Origin of the sequence: Enterobacter cloacae complex sp. SHL001, assembly GCF_049236825.1 — a bacterium.
Taxonomy (GTDB): Bacteria; Pseudomonadota; Gammaproteobacteria; order Enterobacterales; family Enterobacteriaceae; genus Enterobacter; species Enterobacter hormaechei_C.
The window spans coordinates 790,348-814,485 of record NZ_JBMKIP010000001.1 but is presented as its reverse complement, the minus strand read 5'-3'; the positions used below and the strand labels follow the sequence as shown (position 1 = coordinate 814,485).

Annotated in this window: 21 protein-coding genes; 13 read left to right on the top strand and 8 right to left on the bottom strand. The window is 56.5% G+C overall.

The genetic code is table 11. The annotated features are described in order from the left end of the window. Nucleotide 1 precedes the first annotated feature (1 nt). From speFL to kdpF, 7 genes are all read right to left on the bottom strand, one after another. Complete coding sequence (gene speFL, locus ACOTYH_RS03995) at nt 2-106, bottom strand: leader peptide SpeFL (RefSeq protein WP_421637565.1); 105 nt, start codon at nt 104-106, stop codon at nt 2-4. Nucleotides 107-384: 278 nt separating this feature from the next. Further along, nucleotides 385-1,062 carry a two-component system response regulator KdpE gene (gene kdpE / locus ACOTYH_RS03990; RefSeq protein WP_003858643.1) on the bottom strand — a complete coding sequence of 226 codons (678 nt, stop codon included), beginning with the start codon at nt 1,060-1,062 and terminating at the stop codon, nt 385-387. Further along, on the bottom strand, nt 1,059-3,746 hold the full coding sequence (kdpD, locus tag ACOTYH_RS03985) for a two-component system sensor histidine kinase KdpD (protein ID WP_015571120.1): 2,688 nt from the start codon (nt 3,744-3,746) through the stop codon (nt 1,059-1,061). Before kdpD ends, kdpE begins: the two co-directional genes overlap by 4 nt. Then, nucleotides 3,747-4,322 (bottom strand): potassium-transporting ATPase subunit KdpC, encoded by a 576-nt coding sequence (gene kdpC, locus ACOTYH_RS03980; RefSeq protein ID WP_048973818.1) that lies wholly within the window; start codon nt 4,320-4,322, stop codon nt 3,747-3,749. Nucleotides 4,323-4,334: 12 nt separating this feature from the next. Continuing rightward, on the bottom strand, nt 4,335-6,383 hold the full coding sequence (gene kdpB / locus ACOTYH_RS03975) for a potassium-transporting ATPase subunit KdpB (protein ID WP_032652983.1): 2,049 nt from the start codon (nt 6,381-6,383) through the stop codon (nt 4,335-4,337). Between the two features lie 18 nt (nt 6,384-6,401). Further along, nucleotides 6,402-8,081: a potassium-transporting ATPase subunit KdpA gene (kdpA, locus tag ACOTYH_RS03970; RefSeq protein ID WP_032652985.1), complete on the bottom strand. Its 1,680-nt coding sequence runs from the start codon at nt 8,079-8,081 to the stop codon at nt 6,402-6,404. Then, nucleotides 8,081-8,170 carry a K(+)-transporting ATPase subunit F gene (gene kdpF / locus ACOTYH_RS03965; protein WP_003858638.1) on the bottom strand — a complete coding sequence of 30 codons (90 nt, stop codon included), beginning with the start codon at nt 8,168-8,170 and terminating at the stop codon, nt 8,081-8,083. Before kdpF ends, kdpA begins: the two co-directional genes overlap by 1 nt. A gap of 309 nt (nt 8,171-8,479) precedes the next feature. Between kdpF and ACOTYH_RS03960 the strand changes: the two genes are divergently transcribed. The 7 genes from ACOTYH_RS03960 to nei all read left to right on the top strand — a co-directional run bounded on the left by ACOTYH_RS03960 (nt 8,480) and on the right by nei (nt 14,588). Beyond that, nucleotides 8,480-8,686: a YbfA family protein gene (locus ACOTYH_RS03960; RefSeq protein ID WP_058688877.1), complete on the top strand. Its 207-nt coding sequence runs from the start codon at nt 8,480-8,482 to the stop codon at nt 8,684-8,686. A 601-nt stretch (nt 8,687-9,287) separates the two neighbouring features. Next, nucleotides 9,288-10,700 carry a deoxyribodipyrimidine photo-lyase gene (gene phrB, locus ACOTYH_RS03955; protein ID WP_058688878.1) on the top strand — a complete coding sequence of 471 codons (1,413 nt, stop codon included), beginning with the start codon at nt 9,288-9,290 and terminating at the stop codon, nt 10,698-10,700. Nucleotides 10,701-10,710: 10 nt separating this feature from the next. Next, nucleotides 10,711-11,454, top strand: a complete 744-nt coding sequence (locus tag ACOTYH_RS03950; RefSeq protein WP_026094364.1) for a type 2 GTP cyclohydrolase I — start codon at nt 10,711-10,713, stop codon at nt 11,452-11,454. 14 nt (nt 11,455-11,468) lie between these two features. After that, nucleotides 11,469-12,125 (top strand): 5-oxoprolinase subunit PxpB, encoded by a 657-nt coding sequence (gene pxpB / locus ACOTYH_RS03945; protein WP_421637564.1) that lies wholly within the window; start codon nt 11,469-11,471, stop codon nt 12,123-12,125. After that, nucleotides 12,119-13,051, top strand: a complete 933-nt coding sequence (gene pxpC / locus ACOTYH_RS03940) for a 5-oxoprolinase subunit PxpC (protein WP_368766525.1) — start codon at nt 12,119-12,121, stop codon at nt 13,049-13,051. Before pxpB ends, pxpC begins: the two co-directional genes overlap by 7 nt. Then, entirely contained in the window at nt 13,038-13,778 is a 741-nt protein-coding gene (gene pxpA, locus ACOTYH_RS03935) for a 5-oxoprolinase subunit PxpA (protein ID WP_421637563.1), read from the top strand. Before pxpC ends, pxpA begins: the two co-directional genes overlap by 14 nt. A gap of 18 nt (nt 13,779-13,796) precedes the next feature. Continuing rightward, nucleotides 13,797-14,588 (top strand): endonuclease VIII, encoded by a 792-nt coding sequence (gene nei / locus ACOTYH_RS03930; protein ID WP_045328916.1) that lies wholly within the window; start codon nt 13,797-13,799, stop codon nt 14,586-14,588. Between the two features lie 84 nt (nt 14,589-14,672). Here the strand turns inward: nei and ACOTYH_RS03925 are convergent, their stop codons facing one another. Beyond that, a complete protein-coding gene (locus ACOTYH_RS03925) occupies nt 14,673-15,956 on the bottom strand; it encodes a citrate synthase (RefSeq protein WP_421637562.1) in 1,284 nt (427 codons plus the stop codon). A gap of 639 nt (nt 15,957-16,595) precedes the next feature. On the opposite strand from ACOTYH_RS03925, the gene sdhC reads away from it, so the two are divergent. The 6 genes from sdhC to odhB all read left to right on the top strand — a co-directional run bounded on the left by sdhC (nt 16,596) and on the right by odhB (nt 24,126). Next, the gene (gene sdhC, locus ACOTYH_RS03920) at nt 16,596-17,000 is read left to right on the top strand and encodes a succinate dehydrogenase cytochrome b556 subunit (RefSeq protein ID WP_026080740.1); all 405 of its coding nucleotides are present in this window, start codon (nt 16,596-16,598) and stop codon (nt 16,998-17,000) included. Continuing rightward, complete coding sequence (gene sdhD, locus ACOTYH_RS03915; RefSeq protein ID WP_003858621.1) at nt 16,994-17,341, top strand: succinate dehydrogenase membrane anchor subunit; 348 nt, start codon at nt 16,994-16,996, stop codon at nt 17,339-17,341. The genes sdhC and sdhD overlap by 7 nt, the downstream gene beginning before the upstream one ends. Next, nucleotides 17,341-19,107, top strand: coding sequence for a succinate dehydrogenase flavoprotein subunit (gene sdhA, locus ACOTYH_RS03910; RefSeq protein WP_003858619.1), 1,767 nt, complete (start codon nt 17,341-17,343; stop codon nt 19,105-19,107). Before sdhD ends, sdhA begins: the two co-directional genes overlap by 1 nt. A 15-nt stretch (nt 19,108-19,122) precedes the next feature. Further along, nucleotides 19,123-19,839 (top strand): succinate dehydrogenase iron-sulfur subunit, encoded by a 717-nt coding sequence (locus ACOTYH_RS03905; RefSeq protein WP_023303307.1) that lies wholly within the window; start codon nt 19,123-19,125, stop codon nt 19,837-19,839. 238 nt (nt 19,840-20,077) lie between these two features. Beyond that, on the top strand, nt 20,078-22,885 hold the full coding sequence (gene sucA / locus ACOTYH_RS03900; RefSeq protein WP_006809581.1) for a 2-oxoglutarate dehydrogenase E1 component: 2,808 nt from the start codon (nt 20,078-20,080) through the stop codon (nt 22,883-22,885). Nucleotides 22,886-22,899: 14 nt separating this feature from the next. Further along, entirely contained in the window at nt 22,900-24,126 is a 1,227-nt protein-coding gene (odhB, locus tag ACOTYH_RS03895; protein WP_003858613.1) for a 2-oxoglutarate dehydrogenase complex dihydrolipoyllysine-residue succinyltransferase, read from the top strand. Nucleotides 24,127-24,138: the final 12 nt, after the last annotated feature.

The following is a 24,138-nucleotide window of genomic DNA, read 5'->3' as shown; positions in this document are numbered from 1 at the left end:
ACTACCGGGCGTTAAAGAGATGAAAGTCAAAACAGTTACGGTGGGCAAACATCATGATATGTGTTGTCCGCCTTATATGGGGCATTAAATGATTATTGTTTTCCATGTTCAGTTTCCTTTCAGTAATTGAAAGCATGGTCATTTTATCCAGGAAAAAGGGATTAACTGTGAAACAGATCACCAATAACCGATCATTTTAGAAATAATTAGTCGTTTTGAGTGAATAACGCAGATCAAAATGCTGTTTTGTTGGTTCGGTGTTAATTTGATGTTTTAATTGTGTTTAAAGAGGGCGGATATAGCTATGAAAATAAACTCATCGTTATTTTCATGGCTATATTCAGGCCGGTATGTTTTTTATTTAAAATTAAAGTGAATACTTATTCAGATCATAAACCGATATCCGATACCGGTTTCTGTTAATAAATGACGAGGACGCGCGGGATCGGCTTCAAGTTTCTGGCGAAGGTGTCCCATATAAATGCGTAAATAGTGACTATGCTCGACAGCATTCGGTCCCCAGACCTGGCTTAACAGCTGTCGCTGCGTTAACACTTTTCCGTGGTTATTGAGCAGCACGGCCAGCAGACGAAATTCGATAGGCGTAAGGTGGATCTCTTCTTCCCCTCGCACGATGCGGCGGGCAGCAAGATCGACGCGGATATCGCCAAAGGCGTACACCGGATCGGAAGGGGACGTGGCACTGTGTCGACGCAGCGCCACACGAAGCCGGGCCTGTAACTCGCCAATGCCAAACGGTTTGATCAGATAATCATCCGCTCCGGCATCCAGCGCGGCGATTTTATCCGTCTCTTCGGTGCGGGCAGAGAGCACCAGAATGGGCATCTGGCTCCACTGACGCACCTCACGAATAAAATCGATGCCGTCGCCATCCGGAAGTCCCAGATCCAGGATCACCAGATCTGGCTTGCGGGTGGCGGCTTCAATTAACCCCCGTTGAAGCGTACCGGCTTCATGCACGCGCAAGCCGTCGCCTTCCAGCGCGGTACGCAGAAATCGGCTGATAGCGAGCTCATCTTCAACAATCAGAACGTTAATCACAAATCCTCTGGTAATTCATCAAGTTCTGGTGGGGTTTCAAGAGGAAGTGTAACACAAAAGCGTGCCCCACCTTCCGGGCGGTTCTCTGCGGAAATGGTGCCACCATGCACGTCGACAATCGCCTGGCAGATCGCCAGACCCAGCCCAACGCCCGGAATGGCGGATTCCTTATTACCGCGCGCAAATTTTTCGAATATGGCGCGCTCCTGACCGGCCGGAATACCCGGCCCGTTATCCCAGACGTCGAGCCGCAGCACACGTTTATCCACCCTGGCAGCAATCCCCAGCCGGGCCTTTGTCCCGGCGTATTTAGCCGCGTTTTCCAGCAGATTAATCAGCACGCGCTCAAACAGCGGGCCATCCACATGGATTAACGTCAGGGGTTCCGGCATGTCCAGCTCAATATGGCGCCCGCCGAGACCCGGCTCCAGCATCTTCAGCGCACTGCCGACAACCTCCTCAAGGGTGAGCCACTCTTTTTTGAGGTTAAACCCGCCGGACTGAATGCGCGCCATGTCCAGCAGGTTGTTCACCAGGCGCGTGGTATTCAGCACGTGCTGGCGAATTTCGCTGGCCTGCATCGCGTGCTTTGATCCTTCCGCCGCCAGATCCAGCGTCAGAATTTCGGACTGGCCAAACAGCACGGTAAGCGGGGTGCGCAAATCGTGAGACAGCGCTGCCAGCAGCGAATTGCGAATACTTTCGCGCTCGCTTGCCAGCCGCGCCTGCTCTTCGCTGGCGGTGAGCGCCAGCCGTTCAAGGGCGCTGGCGACCAGCAGGGTGAAGGTTTCCAGCAGGCGCTGCTGCTCTGGGATCATCAGCTGACGCAGGTTAGACGGCTCGACGATGACCAGCCCGTGATTCTTATCCGCGCTGCGCAGCGGCAGGATCTGGTAAGGCACGCCGGGCAGCGTGTCGGTGCCGGCGCCGGCAGGTAACCCCTTATCGAAACTCCAGCGGGCAATCGCTTCATCCCAGGGCGTCATCCCCGAAGGGGAGGTCAGCGGGCGAAGGCGCCCCTGTTCGTCGGGGAGCAAAATCAGGTTACTGGCATGAAAGGTCGAACGGATAAACTGCTCGCTGGTCTGTACGATATCCCGCTGCGTGCGGCCAACCGCCAGCGATTTTGACATTTCATACAGATGGCGCGTGCGCTGCTCGCGATAGCGGGCAATGCGTGCCTGGTAGCGTACGCCTGCCGTCAGATTCCCGATCACCAGCCCGACGGTAAGCATCACGGCAAAGGTCAGAATGTACTGCACGTCCGAGACAGCAAGCGTCCCGCGCGGAGCGATAAAAAAAAGGTCGAAGCTGATGACGTTGATCACCGTTGCCAGCACCGACGGCCAGCGGCCATAAAAGAGCGCGACCACAACGACGCCGAGCAGATAAATCATGACCAGATTGGCGGCGTCGAAGGCGATGAGCCACTGGCTGGCAATCACCGTAATCAGGGCGCAAAGGACCACGGCCACCAGGCAACCGCGGATCTGAATGCGCCATTTATCGCCAAAGGTGCGAGCATCCGGCGTACGGTTGGGCAGAGGGGCGGGCTTGTCATCCAGCGCGACGATGACTAAATCAAGATCCGGCGCGCGGCGGGCCAGCCTGTCGGCAAAAGATTCGCGGCTAAACCAGCGGCGATGCTGTCGACGTCCAATGACAATCTTGCCCAGGTTGTGCTCGCGCGCGTAGCGCAGAATGGCTTTATCTTCCTGCGGTTCGGAAAGGGTGGCGGTTTCGGCACCCAGCTCCTGCGCCAGCCGCAGCGCGCTCAAAATGGCGCGACGCTGATTTTCTGGCAGGCCATGCAGCTGCGGCGTTTCGACGTAGACCGCGTGCCAGACGCTGCCAAATTTCGCTGCCAGCCGGGCGGCGGTGCGAACCAGTTTTTCGTTGCCGCTGCCGTGACCAATGCATAACAGAATGGCGTCCCGCGTGTGCCAGACGCGCTCTTGTCCCTGTAGGTCTCGCCAGGCGCGCATCTGGTCATCAACGCGATCGGCGGTGCGGCGCAGGGCCAGCTCGCGCAGGGCAATCAGGTTTCCTTTGCGGAAAAAATGTTCGATGGCGCGTTCGGCCTGGCCGGCAATATACACTTTGCCTTCGTGCAGGCGCTGGCGTAGATCGTCCGGCGGCAGGTCAACCAGTACGACTTCATCGGCAGAATCAAAAAACGGATCGGGGACGGTTTCCCGCACCTGGATACCGGTTACGCCGCTCACTACGTCGTTCAGGCTTTCCAGATGCTGAACATTTACCGTGGTGAAGACGTCAATGCCTGCCTCAAGCAGCTCCTCAACATCCTGCCAGCGCTTCGGATGGCGGGAGCCTGGCGCATTGCTGTGCGCCAGTTCGTCCATCAGGATCAGGGCAGGGCGGCGGGCGAGGGCGGCATCAAGATCAAACTCCGTGACCAGCCGCCCGCGATGGCTGATACGCTGGGGCGGCTGCGTCGCCAGCCCCGTCAGCAGCGCAGCCGTCTCTTTGCGACCGTGGGTTTCCACCACGCCGATGAGAATATCAAGCCCCTGCGCCCGAAGCCGCTGGGCTTCCGTCAGCATGGCGAAGGTTTTCCCGACGCCCGCGCAGGCGCCGAAGAAAATTTTCAGCTTGCCGCGGTGGGCTTCAGCCGTCTGTTCAAGCAGCCTGTCCGGATCCGGGCGCATGGGCTCGTCGGTCATTTAGTTCTTCCTTAGCGCGTCCAGCGCCAGATTCAGCTCAACAATGTTCACTATCGGCATGCCGATGAAGCTGACCAGCGGCTTTTGCGTATGTTCTGCGACCAGCTGGCTCACCTGCTCGACGGTCAGCTGACGGGCGGCTGCCACGCGTGGGATCTGCCACACCACCGCATCCGGCGTCAGGCTGTAATCCAGCCCGCTCGCGGAAGCGGTGATCAGCTCAACCGGCACCTCACGGCTGGCCTGCGGATTCGCGGCGCGCAGGGCGGCAACGTGTTCAGCAACGGCTTTGTCCAGGTCAGGATTACTGCCAGCCAGATTGCTGCCGCCGGAGGCCATTGGATTATACGGGCTTTCCGCAGTGGCGGAAGGGCGTCCCTGGAAGTAGCGCGGGTCCGTAAAGTTCTGCCCAATCAGACGCGAGCCGCGGTTTTCACCGTTCTGGATAATCAGCGAGCCGTTGGCCTGATCTTTAAACCACCACTGGCCCAGCGCGGTAGTCATCAGCGGGTAAAGCCCGCCGGTAATCAGAGACAGCAGAATAAACAACAGTATAGCGGGACGTAACATCGTCATTGGATCCACCTTTTAAACCAGCCCGAACAGCGTTAACAGCATGTCGATAACCTTGATCCCAATAAAGGGCACCACCAGCCCACCCAGACCGTAAATCCACAGGTTACGGCGCAGCATGGCGGCGGCCGTCAGCGGCTTATAGCTCACCCCTTTCAGCGCCAACGGAATAAGAAAGACAATAATCAGCGCGTTGAAGATCACCGCGCTCAAAATGGCCGAGGCCGGAGAGTGCAGGTGCATCACGTTCAGGGCATTCAACTGCGGGTAGGTTGCCGCAAAAGCCGCCGGAATGATGGCGAAATACTTCGCCACGTCGTTGGCGATACTGAACGTGGTCAGCGAGCCGCGCGTCATCAGCATCTGCTTCCCGATATGTACCACTTCGATCAGCTTGGTCGGGTTCGAGTCGAGATCCACCATGTTGCCCGCCTCTTTTGCCGCCTGGGTACCGGAGTTCATCGCCACCGCCACGTCGGCCTGCGCCAGCGCCGGGGCGTCGTTGGTGCCGTCGCCGGTCATCGCCACCAGACGGCCTTCCGCCTGATACTGGCGAATGAGTGCCAGCTTCGCTTCCGGCGTCGCTTCGGAAAGGAAATCATCCACGCCCGCTTCGGCGGCAATGGCCGCCGCAGTCAGACGGTTATCCCCGGTGATCATCACTGTTTTAATGCCCATCTTACGCATCTGGGCGAAACGCTCTTTAATACCGCCTTTAACGATATCCTTCAGGGCGATAACCCCCAGAACGCTTGCACCTTCCGCCACCACCAGCGGGGTTGCTCCCTGACGCGCCACGCTTTCCACCAGGTTGTCGACTTCCGGGGGGAAGTGTCCATTATTGGCTTCAATATGACGGCGAATGGCATCAACGGACCCTTTACGGATCATCCGGTCCTGAATGTTAATTCCGCTCATTCGGGTTTGCGCTGTGAAGGGCACGAACGTGGCGTGCAGGCTCTGAACGTCGCGCTGGCGCAGGTTAAAGCGCTGCTTGGCGAGGATCACGATACTGCGGCCTTCCGGCGTTTCATCGGCCAGCGAGGAAAGCTGCGCCGCGTCAGCCAGCGTTTTTTCATCCACGCCGGGAGCAGGTAGAAAGTCAGAGGCCTGACGATTGCCCAGGGTGATGGTCCCGGTTTTATCCAGCAGCAGCACGTCTACGTCACCCGCCGCTTCAACGGCGCGTCCGCTGGTGGCGATGACGTTCGCGCCCAGCATCCGGCTCATCCCCGCCACGCCAATCGCGGAAAGCAGGCCGCCGATAGTGGTGGGGATCAGACAGACCAGCAGGGCGATCAGTACGGTGATGCTAACCGCTGTACCGCCGTAGGCGGAGAAGGGCCACAGGGTCGCCGTTGCCAGCAGGAAAACAATGGTGAGCGCCACCAGCAGAATGGTCAGGGCGATCTCGTTCGGCGTTTTACGACGCTGTGCGCCTTCCACCATGGCGATCATCCGGTCGAGAAAGGTTTCGCCCGGGTTAACGCTGCACTGGATCACCAGCCAGTCGGAAAGAATGCGCGTTCCGCCGGTAACTGAGGCGAAATCTCCGCCCGACTCACGGATCACCGGTGCGGATTCCCCGGTAATGGCGCTTTCGTCTACCGACGCGCCGCCCTCAATCACCTCACCGTCGCAGGGGATGATGTCGCCAGCTTCCACCAGCACCACGTCACCTTTGCGCAGTTCATCCGCCGGAACGTGGTCCATCTGCGCGCCGTATTTAGGTTCGCGTAATTTGCGCGCAAAGGCGGTCTTTTTTACCCCTTTCAGGCTGTTGGCCTGTGCCTTACTGCGGCCTTCCGCTAACGCTTCGGCGAAGTTGGCGAACAGCACGGTAAACCACAGCCACAGGCTGATGGCGGCGGTAAAGGTTGCATTCCCTGAAAGGTGTCCCGTTCCCATGGCAATCGCCAGTGCGGTGGTGAGTAAACTTCCAGTCCAGACAATAAACATCACCGGGTTGTGCCACTGCACGCGCGGGCTCAGTTTTTTTACCGCATCCATGAGGGCCTGACGAACTAACGTCGGTTCGAGCAGGGCCAGTTGTTTACGACTCATGACAAATTCTCCGCAAAATCAGCGTAAAGAGAGATATTCCGCAACCGGGCCTAACGCGAGGGCGGGGATAAAGGTCAGGGCACCCACCAGCAGAACGGTGCCAATCAGCAGGCCGACGAACAGCGCGCCGTGAGTCGGTAACGTACCGGTGGTGGTCGGCTGGATCTTCTTATTCACCAGTGTTCCAGCGATCGCCATGACGGGAATAATCACGCCGAAACGTCCGATGAACATGCAGAACGCCAGCAAACAGTTCCAGAACGGCGAGTTGGCGCTTAATCCTGCAAAGGCGCTGCCGTTGTTGTTGGCGGCAGACGAAACGGCGTAAAGCACTTCGCTAAAGCCGTGAATGCCCGGGTTAAAGATGCCGTTGCGCCCGGCGTCGGTCATCAGCGCCAGCGCGGTACCGAGCAGCACAAGGGTGGGGGTGACCAGAATTGCCAGCGCGGTTAATTTCATTTCGCGGACGTCGATTTTTTTGCCGAGATACTCCGGCGTGCGACCGATCATTAGCCCGGCGATAAACACGGCGAGCAGAACGAACAACAGCATGCCGTACAGCCCCGAACCGACCCCACCGAAAACTACCTCGCCAATCTGCATCAGCCACATCGGGATCATGCCGCCGAGCGCGGTAAAAGAGTCGTGCATGGCGTTCACTGCCCCGCAGGAGGCTGCCGTGGTGACCACCGCATAGAGGCTGCTGGCAAGAATGCCGAAGCGGCTCTCTTTGCCTTCCAGGTTGATATTGCTGTTAGCCCCCAGCAGCATGAAGTGGCTGTTGCCGTTCCATTCGGCCCACATCACCAGTGCTACGCAGACCACGAAGATCAACGACATCGCCCACAGCAGCGTACGTCCCTGGCGGCGATCGTTAACCACATCGCCAAAGGCGAAGCAGAGCGCGGCGGGGATCAGGAAGATCGCCAGCATCTGTACAAAATTGGTTAATGCCGTTGGGTTTTCAAACGGATGCGATGAGTTGGCGTTGAAGAAGCCGCCGCCGTTGGTGCCCAGCATCTTGATCGCTTCCTGCGACGCCACCGGCCCCATAGGAAGGAGTTCCCTGGCCCCTTCAAGCGAGGTGTAAGGGGTATAAGGCAGCAGGTTTTGCAGAGTGCCTTGCTGAATAAAGAACAGGGCAATAATCAGCGCAACAGGCACCAGGATCCAAAGGGTGATGCGCGTGACATCAACCCAGGCGTTGCCGAGGGTGCTGACATTCTGACGGGCAAACGCGCGCGTCAGGGCGAAGATCACCGCGATACCGCTGGCCGCAGAAAGAAAGTTTTGCACGGTTAACCCGGCCATCTGGCTGAAGTAGCTGAGCGTGGTTTCACCAGCGTAAGACTGCCAGTTGGTGTTGGTGACAAAGCTGACCGCCGTGTTCAGCGCCAGATGCCAGGATAAACCCGGTAACTGCTGCGGGTTCAACGGCAGACTGCCCTGGAGCATCAGCAGCGTAAAGAGGGCAATAAGCCCCAGGATATTCAGAAGCAGTATCGCCATCAGGTACTGGCGCCAGTTCATTTCCCGGTCGCTGATACCTGAAATGCGCCAGAGCACGTTTTCAATATTTCGCGTGCCCGGCAATGGCACGTTGTTTATCAGACGCGCCAGCGCTGTTCCCAGCGGCCTGGCGAGCACAAACAGCACCAGTAAAAAGCTGGCAATAAGCAAAAACGCCTGAGCAGCCATCAGAATGCCTCCGCATTAATCAGGGCATAAATCAGATAACCCAATAACAGGAACACCAGCACGATGCCGGCAATCAGACCTGCACTCACAATCCACCTCCGGGTGACTTTTGTTGTTGTACAAACGGTAGGATTTATGGCGCAAAGATTTCGCAAAAATCAGAAGGGCAGGTGTAAAAAAAGTATAAAAAGGGAAAGACCACATTTTAACTATTGGTAAGTAAATCGTTAACTTTTTTGTAACTTATTTACAGGCGGGAATGTAAATATTCACGAAATGAATGAAAATAAGTGGTCGGATGAGTAGTAAAATTACAAACAAAGCGGTATTATTTTAACCAGGTCACAGATTTCACATTTTCCGGAGACGGTTTCCGGCCAACTACAGGGGAGAAAATTATGGATCTTTATAAAGAGTTTCCGGCTCATTTCATTTTCATGCGTCGCACTTTCGCCGTAGCGGCTGGCGTGTTGGCCCTGCCGGTGATGCTGTTCTGGAAAGATCGCGCACGTTTCTACAGTTACCTGCACCGCGTCTGGGCGAAAACCAGCGAGAAGCCGGTGTGGATGGATCAGGCCGAGAAAGCGACCTGCGATTTCTACTGATACGGTGTGACATCGTAGCCATAAAAAAACCGCCTACAGCAATGTGGCGGTTTTTTTGTCCCTAGGGATTCGCGGTCCGTTGGGTGGTTTTCAAGCTCTCACACAGAGGCTTACAAGCATACTTCTGCTGGTTTAATAAGCAAACGCTTCACTCCTAAATAAATTCTTAAAAACAGGTTCAATGGATGACGCTTTGCTCACGTGATGCCTACTATGCAGCGTCCCTTTCCGCCATCTCGCAAATGGGCACCGGTCCCGGGAAAGGTGTTACCACAACCGTGAGTCAGGCTCCACACAGAGCTTGTGTCCACCGATTTATCACCGGTGGTGATAGGTGGAGCGGTTAGCAGCAGGGACCGCATAGTGAAACGCTATTTATGCATCGCGTTCATTGTCGCCAGCGCACTCGTTGTAAAGAGTGATAAACCGGATGTGTTTATTGCCTTTACCCTGATAGCGCAGGACAAGTAGCGTTAAGGCCGCCTCGGGCGGCCTTTTTTATTTCATCCCGTCTACACTTCATGGCAAAGTAGTTCAATGCATGCCTTTTTCCTTTTACGGCATGCCCTTACGGACATAATGGACAATTGCCTGGAGTTTTATGCCCACCCATCTGGTTTGGTTTCGCGCGGATTTACGCATTCACGACAACTTCGCTCTCGCGGCGGCCTGCCGCGCTAAAGACGCGAATGTGCTGGCCCTGTTTATCGCCACGCCTGAACAGTGGCGGCAGCACGACATGGCGCCCCGGCAAGCGGCACTACTCAGCGCGTATCTGAATGACCTGCAACATTCACTGGCTGAAAAAGGCATTCCGCTGATCTATAAAGAGGCCCATGATTTCGCCGCGCAGCGCCAGACGGTGCAGGCAATCTGCCAGCAGCACGCAGTAACGCATCTTTATTACAACTATCAGTATGAATTCAACGAGCAACAGCGGGATCGTCAGCTGGAGAAAACCCTTGCGGGCGTGGTCTGTGAAGGCTTTGATGACAGCGTGATGCTCGCGCCGGGCAGCGTAATGACCGGCAGTCACGAGATGTATAAAGTTTTCACGCCGTTTAAAAATGCCTTTATCAAACGCCTGAAAGAGGGACTACCTGAGTGCGTTACCGCCCCGACCGTGAGAGGGGAAACGATAACGGATCTGCCGGCGATCAGGCTGAATTATCCCCAGCAGTCGTTCGATGAAACGGTATTCCCCGCCAGTGAGAAAGCAGCTATTGACCGGTTGCGTCAGTTCTGCACGCAGGGGGCGGCGGAGTACGAGGCGCGTCGGGATTTTCCAGCGACTGAAGGCACCAGCCGCTTGTCGGCCTGTTTAGCGCTGGGCGCGCTCTCTCCGCGCCAGTGTTTACATCGCCTGCTGGCGGAACAGCCTCAGGCCTTAGAAGGGGGGGCGGGCGCAGTGTGGCTGAACGAACTGATCTGGCGTGAGTTTTATCGCCATCTGATGACGTATCATCCTGATTTGTGTAAACATCGGCCCTTTATTCGTTGGACCGAACAGGTACAGTGGCAGTCGAATGAGAAGCTGCTTAAAGCATGGCAGCGTGGGCTCACCGGCTTCCCGATTGTTGATGCGGCTATGCGGCAGCTCAATGAAACCGGGTGGATGCATAACCGTCTGCGTATGATTACCGCCAGCTTCCTGGTGAAGGATCTGCTTATCGACTGGCGAACCGGAGAGCGTTATTTTATCTCTCAGCTGATCGATGGCGATCTGGCGGCGAATAACGGCGGCTGGCAGTGGGCGGCCTCCACCGGAACGGATGCGGCTCCCTATTTTCGGATCTTCAATCCGACCACGCAGGGACAACGATTTGACGCCGACGGCGAGTTTATCCGTCGCTGGCTGCCTGAGCTAAAGGATGTCCCGGCCAAAGCCATTCATGAACCCTGGGTATGGGCGGATAAACAGCGTGTTACCCTGAACTATCCCCGTCCCATTGTCGACCATAAACAGGCGCGCGTCGCCACGCTGGCGGCGTACGAAGCCGCCCGAAAAGTTTGAGAGAATGATGATGAAAAACAGTGAACTGGAACGCCTGATTAACGAAAAACTCAACACGGCTTCGTTTAGCGACTACGGGCCGAATGGCTTGCAGGTGGAGGGGCGCGAGGCGGTGCAAAAAATCATCACCGGCGTAACGGCAAGCCAGGCGCTGCTGGATGAGGCGGTGCGTCAGGAAGCCGATGCGGTGATTGTCCACCACGGTTATTTCTGGAAAAACGAATCACCGATTATTCGCGGCATGAAGCGCAACCGACTCAAAACGCTGCTGGCGAATGACATCAACCTGTACGGCTATCACCTGCCGCTCGATGCGCATCCTGAACTGGGAAATAACGTTCAGCTTGCGCAGCTGCTGGGGATTACCGTGATGGGTGAAATTGAACCTCTGGTGCCGTGGGGCGAACTGTCGATGCCGGTTCCGGGTCTGGAGCTGGCTTCGTGGATCGAAGCGCGCCTGGGGCGTCGTCCGCTGTGGTGCGGCGACACCGGGCCGGATACCGTGAAGCGCGTGGCATGGTGCACCGGCGGCGGCCAGGGCTTTATTGACAGCGCGGCGCGTTTTGGTGTCGACGCCTTCATTACCGGCGAAGTCTCCGAGCAGACCATTCACTCAGCCCGTGAACAAGGCCTGCATTTTTACGCGGCGGGCCATCACGCCACCGAGCGTGGCGGCATCCGCGCCCTCAGCGAGTGGCTGACGGAAAATACCGATCTGGATGTGACGTTTATTGATATCCCTAATCCGGCCTGATGAGAGGTAGTTAAGTGCAGCGAGCGCGTTGTTATCTTCTGGGTGAAACCGCGGTAGTTCTGGAGCTTGAGCCTCCGGTGACGCTTGCTACGCAAAAGCGTATCTGGCGTCTGGCTCAGCGACTGCCCGAGCTACCCGGCGTGGTTGAAGCTATTCCGGGTATGAATAATATCACCGTGGTGCTGCGTGATCCGCACACGGGAGCGCTGGATGCCATTGAGCGTCTGCAACGCTGGTGGGAGGAGAGCGAGGCGCTGGAGCCGGAATCGCGGACGATTGAGATCCCGGTTGTCTATGGCGGCAAGGGAGGTCCCGACCTTGGCGTGGTGGCCGAACACTGTGGATTAACGGAGAGGCAGGTTGTGGAGCTGCATAGCTCAGTCGACTATGTTGTCTGGTTTTTGGGATTTCAGCCGGGTTTCCCCTATCTGGGCGGGTTATCGCCCCAGCTGCATACGCCGCGCCGGGCTGAGCCGCGCCTGAGCGTACCGGCGGGCAGCGTGGCGATTGGTGGCGAGCAAACGGGAATTTATCCGCTCGCCTCACCGGGAGGCTGGCAGCTGATTGGGCACACGTCCACGCCGTTATTTGAACCAGGCCAGGACGCGCCCATACTCCTGCGTCCGGGGGATACCCTGCGCTTTATCCCGCATAAGGAGGGGGTATGTTAACGCTTATTCGCGCAGGGCTTTACACCTCGGTACAGGATGCCGGGCGTTTTGGGCTGCGTCAGTCGGGCGTGAGCTACTGCGGTGCGCTCGATCGCCCTTCGCTGGAGATTGCCAACCTGCTGGTAGGTAACGCAGGCAGCACGGCGGCGTTAGAAATTACGCTGGGTCAGTGCGTGATTGAGTTTGGTCAGGAAACCTGGTTTGCCTTAACCGGCGCGGGCTGTGACGCGACGCTGGACGGCAAAGCGGTGTGGACCGGCTGGCGCCTGCGGGCGAAGGCCGGACAGCGTCTGACGCTCAAGCGTCCTCTGCACGGCGTGCGCAGCTATCTTGCGGTGGCGGGGGGGATCGACGTGCCTGAGGTGTTGGGCTCATCCAGCACCGACCAGAAAGCGGGAATGGGCGGCCATGAAGGACGGCTGCTGCGTGACGGCGATCGTCTGCGAATAAAGACCTCAACGCGCCATTTCACCACCACGCAGGGCGTGAAACAGCTGCTGTGGGGGAACGTGATCCGCGCCTTACCAGGACCGGAATACCATGAGTTTGATGAAGCCGCGAAGGAGTCTTTCTGGCGCTCGCCGTGGAAGATCAGCCCGCAGAGTAACCGCATGGGTTACCGGCTTCAGGGGCAGCCGCTGACCCGCACGACTGACCGGGAGCTGCTTTCCCATGGTCTGTTGCCCGGGGTGATTCAGGTGCCGGGCAACGGGCAGCCCATCGTACTGATGAACGATGCGCAAACCACGGGGGGATATCCGCGTATTGCCTGCATTATCGAAGCGGATCGCTACCATCTGGCGCAAATTCCTCTAGGTCAGCCCATTCATTTTGTGCAATGTTCGCTGGAGGAGGCGCTGAAAGCCCGGCAGGTTCAGCAGCGTTATCTCGAACAGCTGGCGTGGAGGCTCGATGGTAAAGATTGATTTAAACGCCGATCTGGGGGAGGGCAGCAACGCCGATGCGGCGCTGATGACGCTGGTCTCCTCGGTGAATATCGCCTGCGGGTTTCATGCCGGCGATGCGCAGACCATGCTGGCGAGCGTGCGCAATGCCTTGAAAAACTGTGTGGCGATTGGCGCTCACCCCAGCTTTCCCGACCGGGAAAACTTTGGTCGCACAGCGATGGATCTGCCGCCTGAGACGGTTTACGCGCAAATGCTCTACCAGATCGGCGCGCTGGAGGCGATAGTGCGCGCTGAGAATGGCGTGTTGCGCCACGTCAAGCCGCACGGCATGCTCTATAACCAGGCGGCGAAAGATCCGGCGCTGGCGGATGCCATTGCCCGTGCGGTGCGGGACTGTAATCCGCAACTGATTCTGGTAGGCCTGGCGGGCAGCGAGCTTATTCGTGCCGGAGAACGGCTGGGGCTGACGACGCGGCAGGAAGTGTTTGCCGATCGGGGATACCTGCCGGACGGTAGCCTGGTTCCGCGTACGCAGGCCGGTGCGCTGATCACCGACGAAGGTAAAGCACTGGCGCAGACGCTGGAGATGGTGCGCTTCGGGCGAGTAACCTCAACGGAGGGGACAACGGCAAACGTTCAGGCTGATACGGTGTGCTTACACGGTGACGGCGAGCATGCGCTCCAGTTTGCGCGACGCCTGCGGGCGGCGTTCTCGGAAGAGGGCATTGTTGTCAGCGCAGAATAATCATGAAAGGACAATAACATGCCAGAAGGTCCGGAGATCCGCCGCGCGGCGGATAGCCTGGAGGCGGCGATAAAGGGCAAACCTCTGACACACGTCTGGTTTGCCTTTCCTCAACTCAAGCCGTTTGAATCGCAGCTGGTGGGGCAGACGGTGACCCACATTGAAACGCGCGGCAAGGCGTTACTCACCCACTTTTCCCATAACCTGACGTTATACAGCCATAATCAGCTTTACGGCGTTTGGCGGGTGGTGGAGGCGGACGAGCAGCCGCAAACGACCCGCGTGCTGCGCGTGCGGCTACAAACGGCGGATAAGGCGATCCTGCTTTACAGCGCCTCTGATATCGAAATGTTAACGCCGGAGCAGCTGCTGACGCATCCGTTCTTACAGCGGGTCGGGCCGGACGTGCTCGACATGCGTCTGACGGCAAGCGATGTGAAAGCCCGGTTGTTATCCCCCACATTCCGCAACCGGCAGTTCTCCGGGCTGTTGCTCGATCAGGCATTTCTGGCGGGGTTGGGAAACTACCTGCGGGTGGAGATCCTCTGGGAAGTGGGGCTGGCGCCGCAGCGCAAAGCGTCGCAGCTGAGCGATGAACAGCTGGAGGCGCTGTCGTACGCGTTACTGGATATCCCACGGCTGTCGTACAACACGCGCGGCGTGGTGGATGAGAACAAGCATCACGGGGCGCTGTTCCGCTTCAAGGTGTTTCATCGGGCAGGTAAAAAGTGTGAGCGGTGCGGCGGGGTGATTGAGAAGGCGACGATCTCTTCCAGGCCGTTTTACTGGTGTCCTGGGTGCCAGATGTAAAAAAGCCGGGTGGTGGCTACGCCTTACCCGGCCTACATCTCGCACTTGTAGGCCCGGCAAGCGAAGCGCCGCCGGGCGTGTTTTTTAGCGCTTAATGTCAGACTTAAAATCACGCTGCTCGTAGCCGGTATACAGCTGACGAGGACGCGCGATTTTCATGCCTTCGCTGTGCATTTCGTTCCAGTGCGCAATCCAGCCCACGGTACGCGCCATGGCGAAGATTACGGTGAACATGGAAGACGGAATGCCCATCGCTTTCAGAATAATGCCAGAGTAGAAATCGACGTTCGGGTAGAGTTTCTTCTCGATGAAGTACGGGTCGTTCAGCGCGATGTGTTCCAGCTCCATCGCCACTTCCAGCAGATCATCTTTGGTGCCCAGCTCTTTCAGCACTTCGTGGCAGGTCTCACGCATGACGGTCGCGCGCGGGTCGTAGTTTTTGTAAACACGGTGACCGAAGCCCATCAGACGGAAGGAGTCATTCTTGTCTTTCGCGCGGCGCACGAACTCAGGAATGTGCTCAACGGAGCTGATTTCTTCCAGCATCTTCAGTGCCGCTTCGTTCGCGCCGCCGTGCGCCGGACCCCACAGGGAGGCGATACCCGCAGCGATACAGGCGAACGGGTTCGCGCCGGAAGAGCCCGCGGTACGGACGGTAGAGGTCGAGGCGTTTTGTTCGTGGTCAGCGTGCAGGATCAGAATACGGTCCATCGCGCGTTCCAGCACCGGGTTCACTTCGTACTCTTCGCACGGCGTGGAGAACATCATACGCAGGAAGTTACCCGCGTAGGAGAGGTCGTTGCGTGGGTACACAAACGGCTGACCGATAGAGTATTTGTAACACATCGCCGCCATGGTAGGCATTTTAGACAGCAGACGGAACGCCGCGATATCACGGTGACGTGGGTTATTCACGTCCAGAGAATCGTGGTAGAACGCCGCCAGCGCACCGGTAATACCGCACATGACCGCCATCGGATGAGAGTCACGACGGAACGCATGGAACAGACGGGTAATCTGCTCATGGATCATGGTGTGACGGGTCACGGTGGTTTTAAATTCATCGTACTGGGCCTGCGTCGGTTTTTCGCCGTTCAGCAGGATGTAGCACACTTCCAGATAGTTGGATTCGGTGGCTAACTGATCGATGGGGAAGCCGCGATGGAGCAGGATACCTTCGTCACCGTCAATGTAGGTGATTTTGGATTCGCAAGATGCGGTGGAGGTGAATCCAGGGTCAAAGGTGAATACCCCTTTGGAACCCAGCGTACGGATATCAATAACATCCTGACCGAGCGTGCCTTTTAGCACATCCAGATCAATAGCATCATCACCATTTAGGGTGAGTTTTGCCTTTGTATCAGCCATTTACGGTCTCCTTAGCGCCTTATGCTTAAGACTGCGCTTTACCGGATTTGCTTTCAGCTGTTAATCATCGTTACCAGATTGTTATTTGGCTTACCGCTCAGCTCACGAGGAGAAACCAGGGTACAGAGCTATGGCGCCTTGCAGGTAAACGAATGAAATATCAGTGAAACAACAGCAAATCAGCGTTTTTGCAGTCCGAATTATTCAAACCTGTATATCACTAATAACTGTCCTGATAACTTCGGTCAATACCATCACACTGTTACATAACTATTTGTCAGGTGAAAGAGAGACCTCATAACTTTTGCGCATTATATGCTTTTTCTGATGACGTTTGTAACAATATTGTTTAACATTTGTCAAATCAGATGATTAAAAATTAAAAAGATGTTGTTATCGTGACCCCGATCACTGTTCCAGAGAAAACCCAACAAACTGTATGTAGGTTAATTGTAATGATTTTGTGAACGGCCTATACTGCCGCCAGGTCTCCGGAACACCCTGCAATCCCGAGCCACCCAGCGTTGTAACGTGTCGTTTTAGCATTTGGAAGCAATGTTTTGCATGACGCGCAGTTATAGAAAAGGAACGCTGTCTGACCCGCATCGCAGTCCGGAGGAAGGAAACAATAAGAACAGCATGTGGGCGTTATTCATGATAAGAAATGTGAAAAAACAAAGACCTGTCAATCTGGATCTGAAAACGATCCGATTCCCTGTAACAGCAATAGCGTCCATTCTGCACCGTGTTTCTGGTGTGATTACGTTTGTGGCGGTCGGTATCTTGCTGTGGTTACTGGGAACCAGCCTCTCATCCCCTGAAGGATTCCTCCAGGCCTCAGCCATTATGAACAGCTTCTTCGTGAAATTTATCATGTGGGGCATTCTGACCGCGCTGGCCTATCACGTGGTTGGCGGCGTTCGCCATATGCTGATGGACTTTGGCTACCTGGAAGAGACGTTCGAGGCCGGTAAACGTACCGCTAACATTTCATTTGTGATCACTGTCGTGCTTTCACTTCTCGCAGGAGTTCTCGTATGGTAAGCAACGCCTCCGCATTAGGACGCAACGGCGTACATGACTTCATCCTGGTCCGTGCTACCGCCATCGTTCTCACCCTTTACATCATCTATATGATCGGTTTCTTCGCGACCAGCGGCACGCTGACGTGGGAAATCTGGAGTGGTTTCTTCGGATCGGCCTTCACCAAAGTGTTCACCCTGCTGGCCCTGTTCTCCATCCTTATTCATGCCTGGATTGGCATGTGGCAGGTGTTGACCGATTACGTTAAACCGCTGGCGATTCGCCTTCCGCTGCAACTGATTATTGTTGTTGCTCTGCTGGTTTACGTCATTTATGGATTTGTTGTGGTGTGGGGTGTGTAATGAAACTGCCAGTCAGAGAATTTGATGCTGTTGTGATTGGTGCGGGTGGCGCAGGTATGCGCGCCGCACTACAAATTTCCCAGAGCGGCCAGACCTGTGCGCTGCTCTCTAAAGTATTCCCGACCCGTTCCCACACTGTGTCTGCGCAGGGCGGTATCACCGTTGCGCTGGGTAATTCCCATGAAGATAACTGGGAATGGCATATGTACGATACGGTAAAAGGTTCCGATTACATCGGTGACCAGGATGCCATCGAATATATGTGTAAAACCGGCCCGGAAGCGATTCTGGAGCTGGACCACATGGGGCTGCCGTTCTCTCGTCTGGAAAATGGCACCATCTATCAGCGTCCGTTTGGCGGCCAGTCGAAAAACTTCGGCGGCGAGCAGGCGGCACGAACCGCAGCGGCGGCTGACCGTACCGGCCACGCGCTGCTGCACACGCTGTATCAGCAGAACCTGAAAAACCACACCACAATTTTCTCCGAGTGGTATGCGCTGGATCTGGTGAAAAACGCCGATGGCGCCGTGGTGGGTTGTACCGCCCTGTGCATCGAAACCGGTGAGGTGGTCTACTTCAAAGCCCGCGCAACCGTTCTGGCGACCGGCGGCGCAGGCCGTATCTATCAGTCCACTACCAATGCCCATATCAACACCGGTGACGGCGTTGGGATGGCGATCCGCGCTGGCGTGCCGGTGCAGGACATGGAGATGTGGCAGTTCCACCCAACCGGTATCGCCGGTGCGGGCGTACTGGTGACAGAAGGCTGCCGTGGTGAAGGTGGTTACCTGCTGAACAAACATGGCGAGCGCTTCATGGAGCGTTATGCGCCAAACGCAAAAGACCTTGCGGGCCGTGACGTGGTGGCGCGTTCCATCATGATCGAAATCCGTGAAGGCCGCGGCTGTGACGGCCCTTGGGGTCCACACGCGAAGCTGAAACTCGACCATCTGGGTAAAGAAGTGCTGGAATCCCGTCTGCCGGGCATTCTGGAGCTGTCCCGCACCTTCGCGCACGTCGACCCGGTGAAAGAGCCAATTCCGGTTATCCCAACCTGTCACTACATGATGGGCGGTATTCCGACCAAAGTGACCGGTCAGGCGCTGACCGTGAACGAGCAGGGCGAAGACGTGGTCATCCCTGGCCTGTTCGCGGTAGGCGAAATTGCCTGCGTATCCGTGCACGGCGCAAACCGTCTGGGCGGCAACTCCCTGCTGGACCTGGTGGTATTTGGTCGTGCGGTGGGGCTGCATCTCCAGGAATCTATTGCCGAGCAGGGCGCGCTGCGTGATGCGACCGATGACGAAATCGATGCCTCTCTTGAGCGCCTCAATCGCTGGAACGGTAATCGTAACGGCGAAGATCCGGTGGAGATCCGTAAGGCGTTGCAGGAGTGTATGCAGCACAACTTCTCGGTATTCCGTGAAGGTGACGCGATGGCCAAAGGGCTTGAGCAGCTGAAAGCGATCCGCGAGCGTCTGAAGAATGCCCGTCTGGATGATACCTCCAGCGAGTTCAACACCCAGCGCGTTGAGTGCCTGGAGCTGGATAACCTGATGGAAACCGCGTTCGCCACTGCGATGTCGGCAAACTTCCGTACCGAAAGCCGTGGCGCCCATAGCCGCTTCGACTTCCCGGATCGTGATGACGAAAACTGGCTGTGCCATTCCCTGTATCTGCCAGAGTCGGAAACCATGACGCGTCGTAGCGTTAACATGGAACCGAAACTGCGTCCGGCGTTCCCGCCGAAGATTCGTACTTACTAATGCGGAGACAGGATAATGAAACTCGAATTCTCAGTTTATCGTTATAACCCGGATGTAGACGATGCTCCGCGTATGCAGGATTACACCCTCGAAGCGGAAGAAGGTCGTGACATGATGCTGCTGGATGCCTTAATCCAGCTGAAAGAGAAAGATCCTACGCTGTCGTTCCGCCGCTCCTGCCGTGAAGGGGTGTGTGGCTCTGACGGTGTAAACATGAACGGCAAAAACGGTCTGGCCTGTATTACGCCAATTTCAGCGCTACAGCGTTCTGGCCAGAAAATTGTGATCCGTCCTCTGCCTGGCCTGCCGGTCGTGCGTGATTTGGTGGTGGACATGGGGCAATTCTATGCACAATATGAGAAGATTAAGCCTTACTTATTGAATAATGGGCAAAATCCACCCGCTCGCGAGCACTTACAGTCTCCTGAGCAGCGTGAAAAACTCGATGGGTTGTACGAGTGTATTCTCTGTGCATGCTGTTCAACGTCATGCCCGTCATTCTGGTGGAACCCGGATAAATTTATCGGCCCTGCGGGTCTGCTGGCTGCCTATCGCTTCCTGATCGACAGCCGCGATACCGAAACCGAGAATCGTCTGGAAGGGCTAAGTGACGCTTTCAGCGTATTCCGCTGCCATAGCATCATGAACTGCGTCAGTGTGTGTCCTAAGGGGCTGAACCCGACGCGCGCCATCGGCCATATTAAGTCGATGTTGTTGCAGCGCAGTGCGTAAGTAACAACGCCGGATGGCGCTGCGCTTATCCGGCCTACGTAACAGTAGGCCCGGTAAGCGTAGCGTCACCGGGCAAATTGCAGAAACCTTTAAAAACTGCCCTGAAGTTTAGACAGTTTCTAAAGGTTCCTTCGCGGGCCAAATGAAAAGAGCTCGCAGGTGAACCCCGGCACGTACACGTGGTGTGCGTGGTAGTTTCTACGGCGAAAGTAAGCATAAAAATGCTTAAGGGATCACGATGCAGAACGGCGCAATGAAAGCCTGGCTGGACTCTTCTTACCTCTCTGGTTCAAACCAGAGCTGGATAGAACAGCTCTATGAAGACTTCTTAACCGATCCTGACTCAGTGGACGCAAACTGGCGTTCAATGTTCCAGCAGTTGCCTGGTACAGGGGTCAAACCGGATCAATTCCATTCAAAAACACGTGATTATTTCCGTCGTCTGGCGAAGGATGCCTCACGTTACTCTTCTGCGATTTCCGACCCTGACACCAATGCGAAGCAGGTTAAAGTCCTGCAACTTATCAACGCTTATCGCTTCCGTGGTCACCAGCATGCGAATCTCGATCCGCTGGGACTGTGGCAGCAGGAACGTGTAGCGGATCTCGATCCGGCTTATCACGATCTGACCGAGGCCGATTTCCAGGAAAGCTTTAACGTAGGTTCCTTTGCCATCGGCAAAGACACGATGAAGCTGGGCGATCTGATTGACGCGCTCAAGCAAACCTACTGCGGCTCCATCGGCGCGGAATATATGCACATTACCTCCACCGAAGAGAAACGCTGGATCCAGCAGCGTATCGAATCCGTGGCAGGCCACGCGAATTTCTCAGCAGATGAGAAAAAACGTTTTCTCAGCGAACTGACCGCAGCGGAAGGCCTTGAGCGCTATCTGGGCGCGAAATTCCCTGGCGCAAAACGCTTCTCACTGGAGGGCGGCGATGCGTTAGTCCCGATGCTGAAAGAGCTGATTCGTCATGCCGGTAAGAGCGGCACGCGCGAAGTGGTGCTGGGCATGGCGCACCGTGGTCGCCTGAACGTGCTGGTTAACGTGCTGGGTAAAAAGCCGCAGGATCTGTTCGACGAATTTGCGGGTAAACATAAAGAGCACCTCGGCACCGGTGACGTGAAGTACCACATGGGCTTCTCGTCGGATATCGAAACCGAGGGCGGTCAGGTTCACCTGGCGCTGGCGTTTAACCCGTCGCACCTGGAAATCGTCAGCCCGGTGGTTATCGGTTCCGTGCGTGCGCGTCTGGATCGTCTGGACGAGCCGAGCAGCAATAAAGTACTGCCAATCACTATTCACGGTGATGCGGCGGTCACAGGGCAGGGCGTGGTTCAGGAAACCCTGAACATGTCGAAAGCGCGTGGTTATGAAGTGGGCGGTACCGTTCGCATCGTAATCAACAACCAGGTGGGCTTCACCACCTCTAACCCGCTGGATGCGCGTTCCACCCCGTACTGCACCGACATCGGTAAAATGGTTCAGGCGCCAATTTTCCACGTTAACGCGGATGACCCTGAAGCCGTTGCTTTCGTTACCCGTCTGGCGCTGGACTTCCGTAACACCTTCAAGCGCGATGTGTTCATTGACCTCTTCTGCTACCGCCGTCACGGCCACAACGAAGCGGATGAGCCAAGTGCAACCCAGCCGCTGATGTACCAGAAAATCAAAAAACACCCGACGCCGCGTAAAATCTACGCTGACAAGCTGGAAAGCGAAAAAGTGGCGACGCTGGAAGATGCGACCGAGATGGTCAATCTTTATCGCGACGCGCTGGATGCGGGTGAATGCGTGGTGAAAGAACTGCGCCCAATGAACATGCACTCCTTCACCTGGTCGCCGTACCTCAACCACGAGTGGGACGAGAGCTACCCGAACAAGGTTGAAATGAAACGTTTGCAGGAGCTGGCTAAACGCATCAGCACCGTGCCGGAAGCGATCGAGATGCAGTCCCGCGTGGCCAAGATCTATGGCGACCGCCAGGCAATGGCGGCGGGTGAGAAGCTGTTCGACTGGGGCGGCGCGGAAACGCTGGCCTATGCGACGCTGGTTGACGAAGGTATTCCGGTTCGTCTGTCCGGTGAAGATGCGGGTCGTGGCACCTTCTTCCACCGTCATGCGGTTGTGCACAACCAGTCTAACGGTTCAACGTACACTCCGCTTCAGCACGTGCATAACGGTCAGGGCCAGTTCAAGGTCTGGGACTCCGTGCTGTCAGAAGAAGCGGTTCTGGCCTTCGAATACGGCTACGCCACCGCAGAACCCCGCACTCTGACCATCTGGGAAGCGCAGTTCGGTGACTTCGCCAACGGTGCGCAGGTCGTCATCGACCAGTTCATCTCCTCCGGTGAGCAGAAGTGGGGCCGTATGTGTGGTCTGGTGATGCTGCTGCCGCACGGCTACGAAGGACAGGGGCCGGAGCACTCCTCCGCGCGTCTGGAGCGTTATCTGCAACTCTGCGCCGAGCAGAATATGCAGGTTTGTGTGCCGTCCACTCCGGCTCAGGTTTACCACATGCTGCGTCGTCAGGCGCTGCGCGGTATGCGCCGTCCGCTGGTAGTCATGTCACCAAAATCCCTGCTGCGCCATCCACTGGCGGTCTCCAGCCTGGAAGAGCTGGCAAACGGCACCTTCCTGCCGGCCATCGGTGAAATTGACGAGCTGGATCCGCAGGCCGTTAAGCGTGTCGTAATGTGTTCTGGTAAGGTTTATTACGACCTGCTGGAACAGCGCCGTAAGAACGATCAGAAAGATGTCGCCATCGTGCGTATCGAACAGCTTTATCCGTTCCCGCATCAGGCGATGCAGGAAGTGCTGAAACAGTACGCTCACGTTCATGATTTTGTCTGGTGCCAGGAAGAGCCGCTCAACCAGGGCGCATGGTATTGCAGCCAGCATCATTTCCGTGAAGTGATTCCATTTGGGTCTGCCCTGCGTTATGCAGGTCGCCCGGCCTCCGCCTCTCCGGCGGTAGGGTATATGTCCGTTCACCAGAAGCAGCAACAAGATCTGGTCAATGACGCGCTGAACGTCGATTAATTAAAGGATACATAATGAGTAGCGTAGATATTCTTGTTCCCGACCTGCCTGAGTCCGTAGCAGATGCAACCGTCGCCACCTGGCACAAAAAACCAGGCGACGCGGTAACCCGTGACGAAGTGCTGGTAGAAATCGAAACTGACAAAGTGGTACTGGAAGTACCGGCTTCAGCGGATGGCATTCTGGATGCAGTCCTGGAAGATGAAGGTACGACCGTCACTTCTCGCCAGATCCTGGGTCGCCTGCGTGAAGGCAATAGCGCGGGCAAAGAGTCCAGCGCCAAATCTGAAGAGAAAGCGTCTACTCCGGCCCAGCGCCAGCAGGCGTCTCTGTCCGATCAGACCAATGACGCGCTCAGCCCGGCGATCCGTCGCCTGCTGGCTGAGCACAGCCTCGATCCGGCAGCCATCAAAGGCACCGGCGTGGGTGGCCGTCTGACGCGCGAAGACATCGACAAGCATCTGGCAAAAGCGCCTTCTGAGGCGAAAGCGGAAGCGAAAGCCCCTGCGGCAGCACCAGCGGCACAGCCAGCTCTGGGCGCACGTAGCGAAAAACGCGTGCCGATGACCCGCCTGCGTAAGCGCGTGGCCGAGCGTCTGCTGGAAGCGAAAAACTCCACCGCGATGCTGACCACCTTTAACGAAGTCAACATGAAGCCAATCATGGATCTGCGCAAGCAGTACGGTGACGCGTTTGAAAAACGTCACGGTATCCGTCTGGGCTTCATGTCCTTCTACGTGAAAGCGGTAGTTGAAGCGCTGAAACGCTACCCGGAAGTGAACGCGTCTATCGATGGCGATGACGTGGTTTACCACAACTACTTCGACGTCAGCATGGCGGTTTCTACCCCGCGCGGCCTGGTTACCCCGGTTCTGCGTGACGTGGATACCCTGGGTATGGCTGACATCGAGAAGAAAATCAAAGAGCTGGCCGTGAAAGGCCGCGACGGCAAGCTGACCGTTGAGGACCTGACTGGCGGTAACTTCACCATTACCAACGGTGGTGTGTTCGGCTCGCTGATGTCTACCCCGATCATCAACCCGCCGCAGAGCGCGATCCTGGGTATGCACGCCATTAAAGATCGTCCAATGGCGGTAGACGGTAAAGTGGAGATCCTGCCGATGATGTACCTGGCGCTCTCTTACGATCACCGCCTGATCGACGGCCGCGAGTCCGTAGGCTTCCTGGTTGCCATTAAAGAGCTGCTGGAAGATCCAACGCGTCTGCTGCTGGACGTCTAGTTTTTGCAGTCT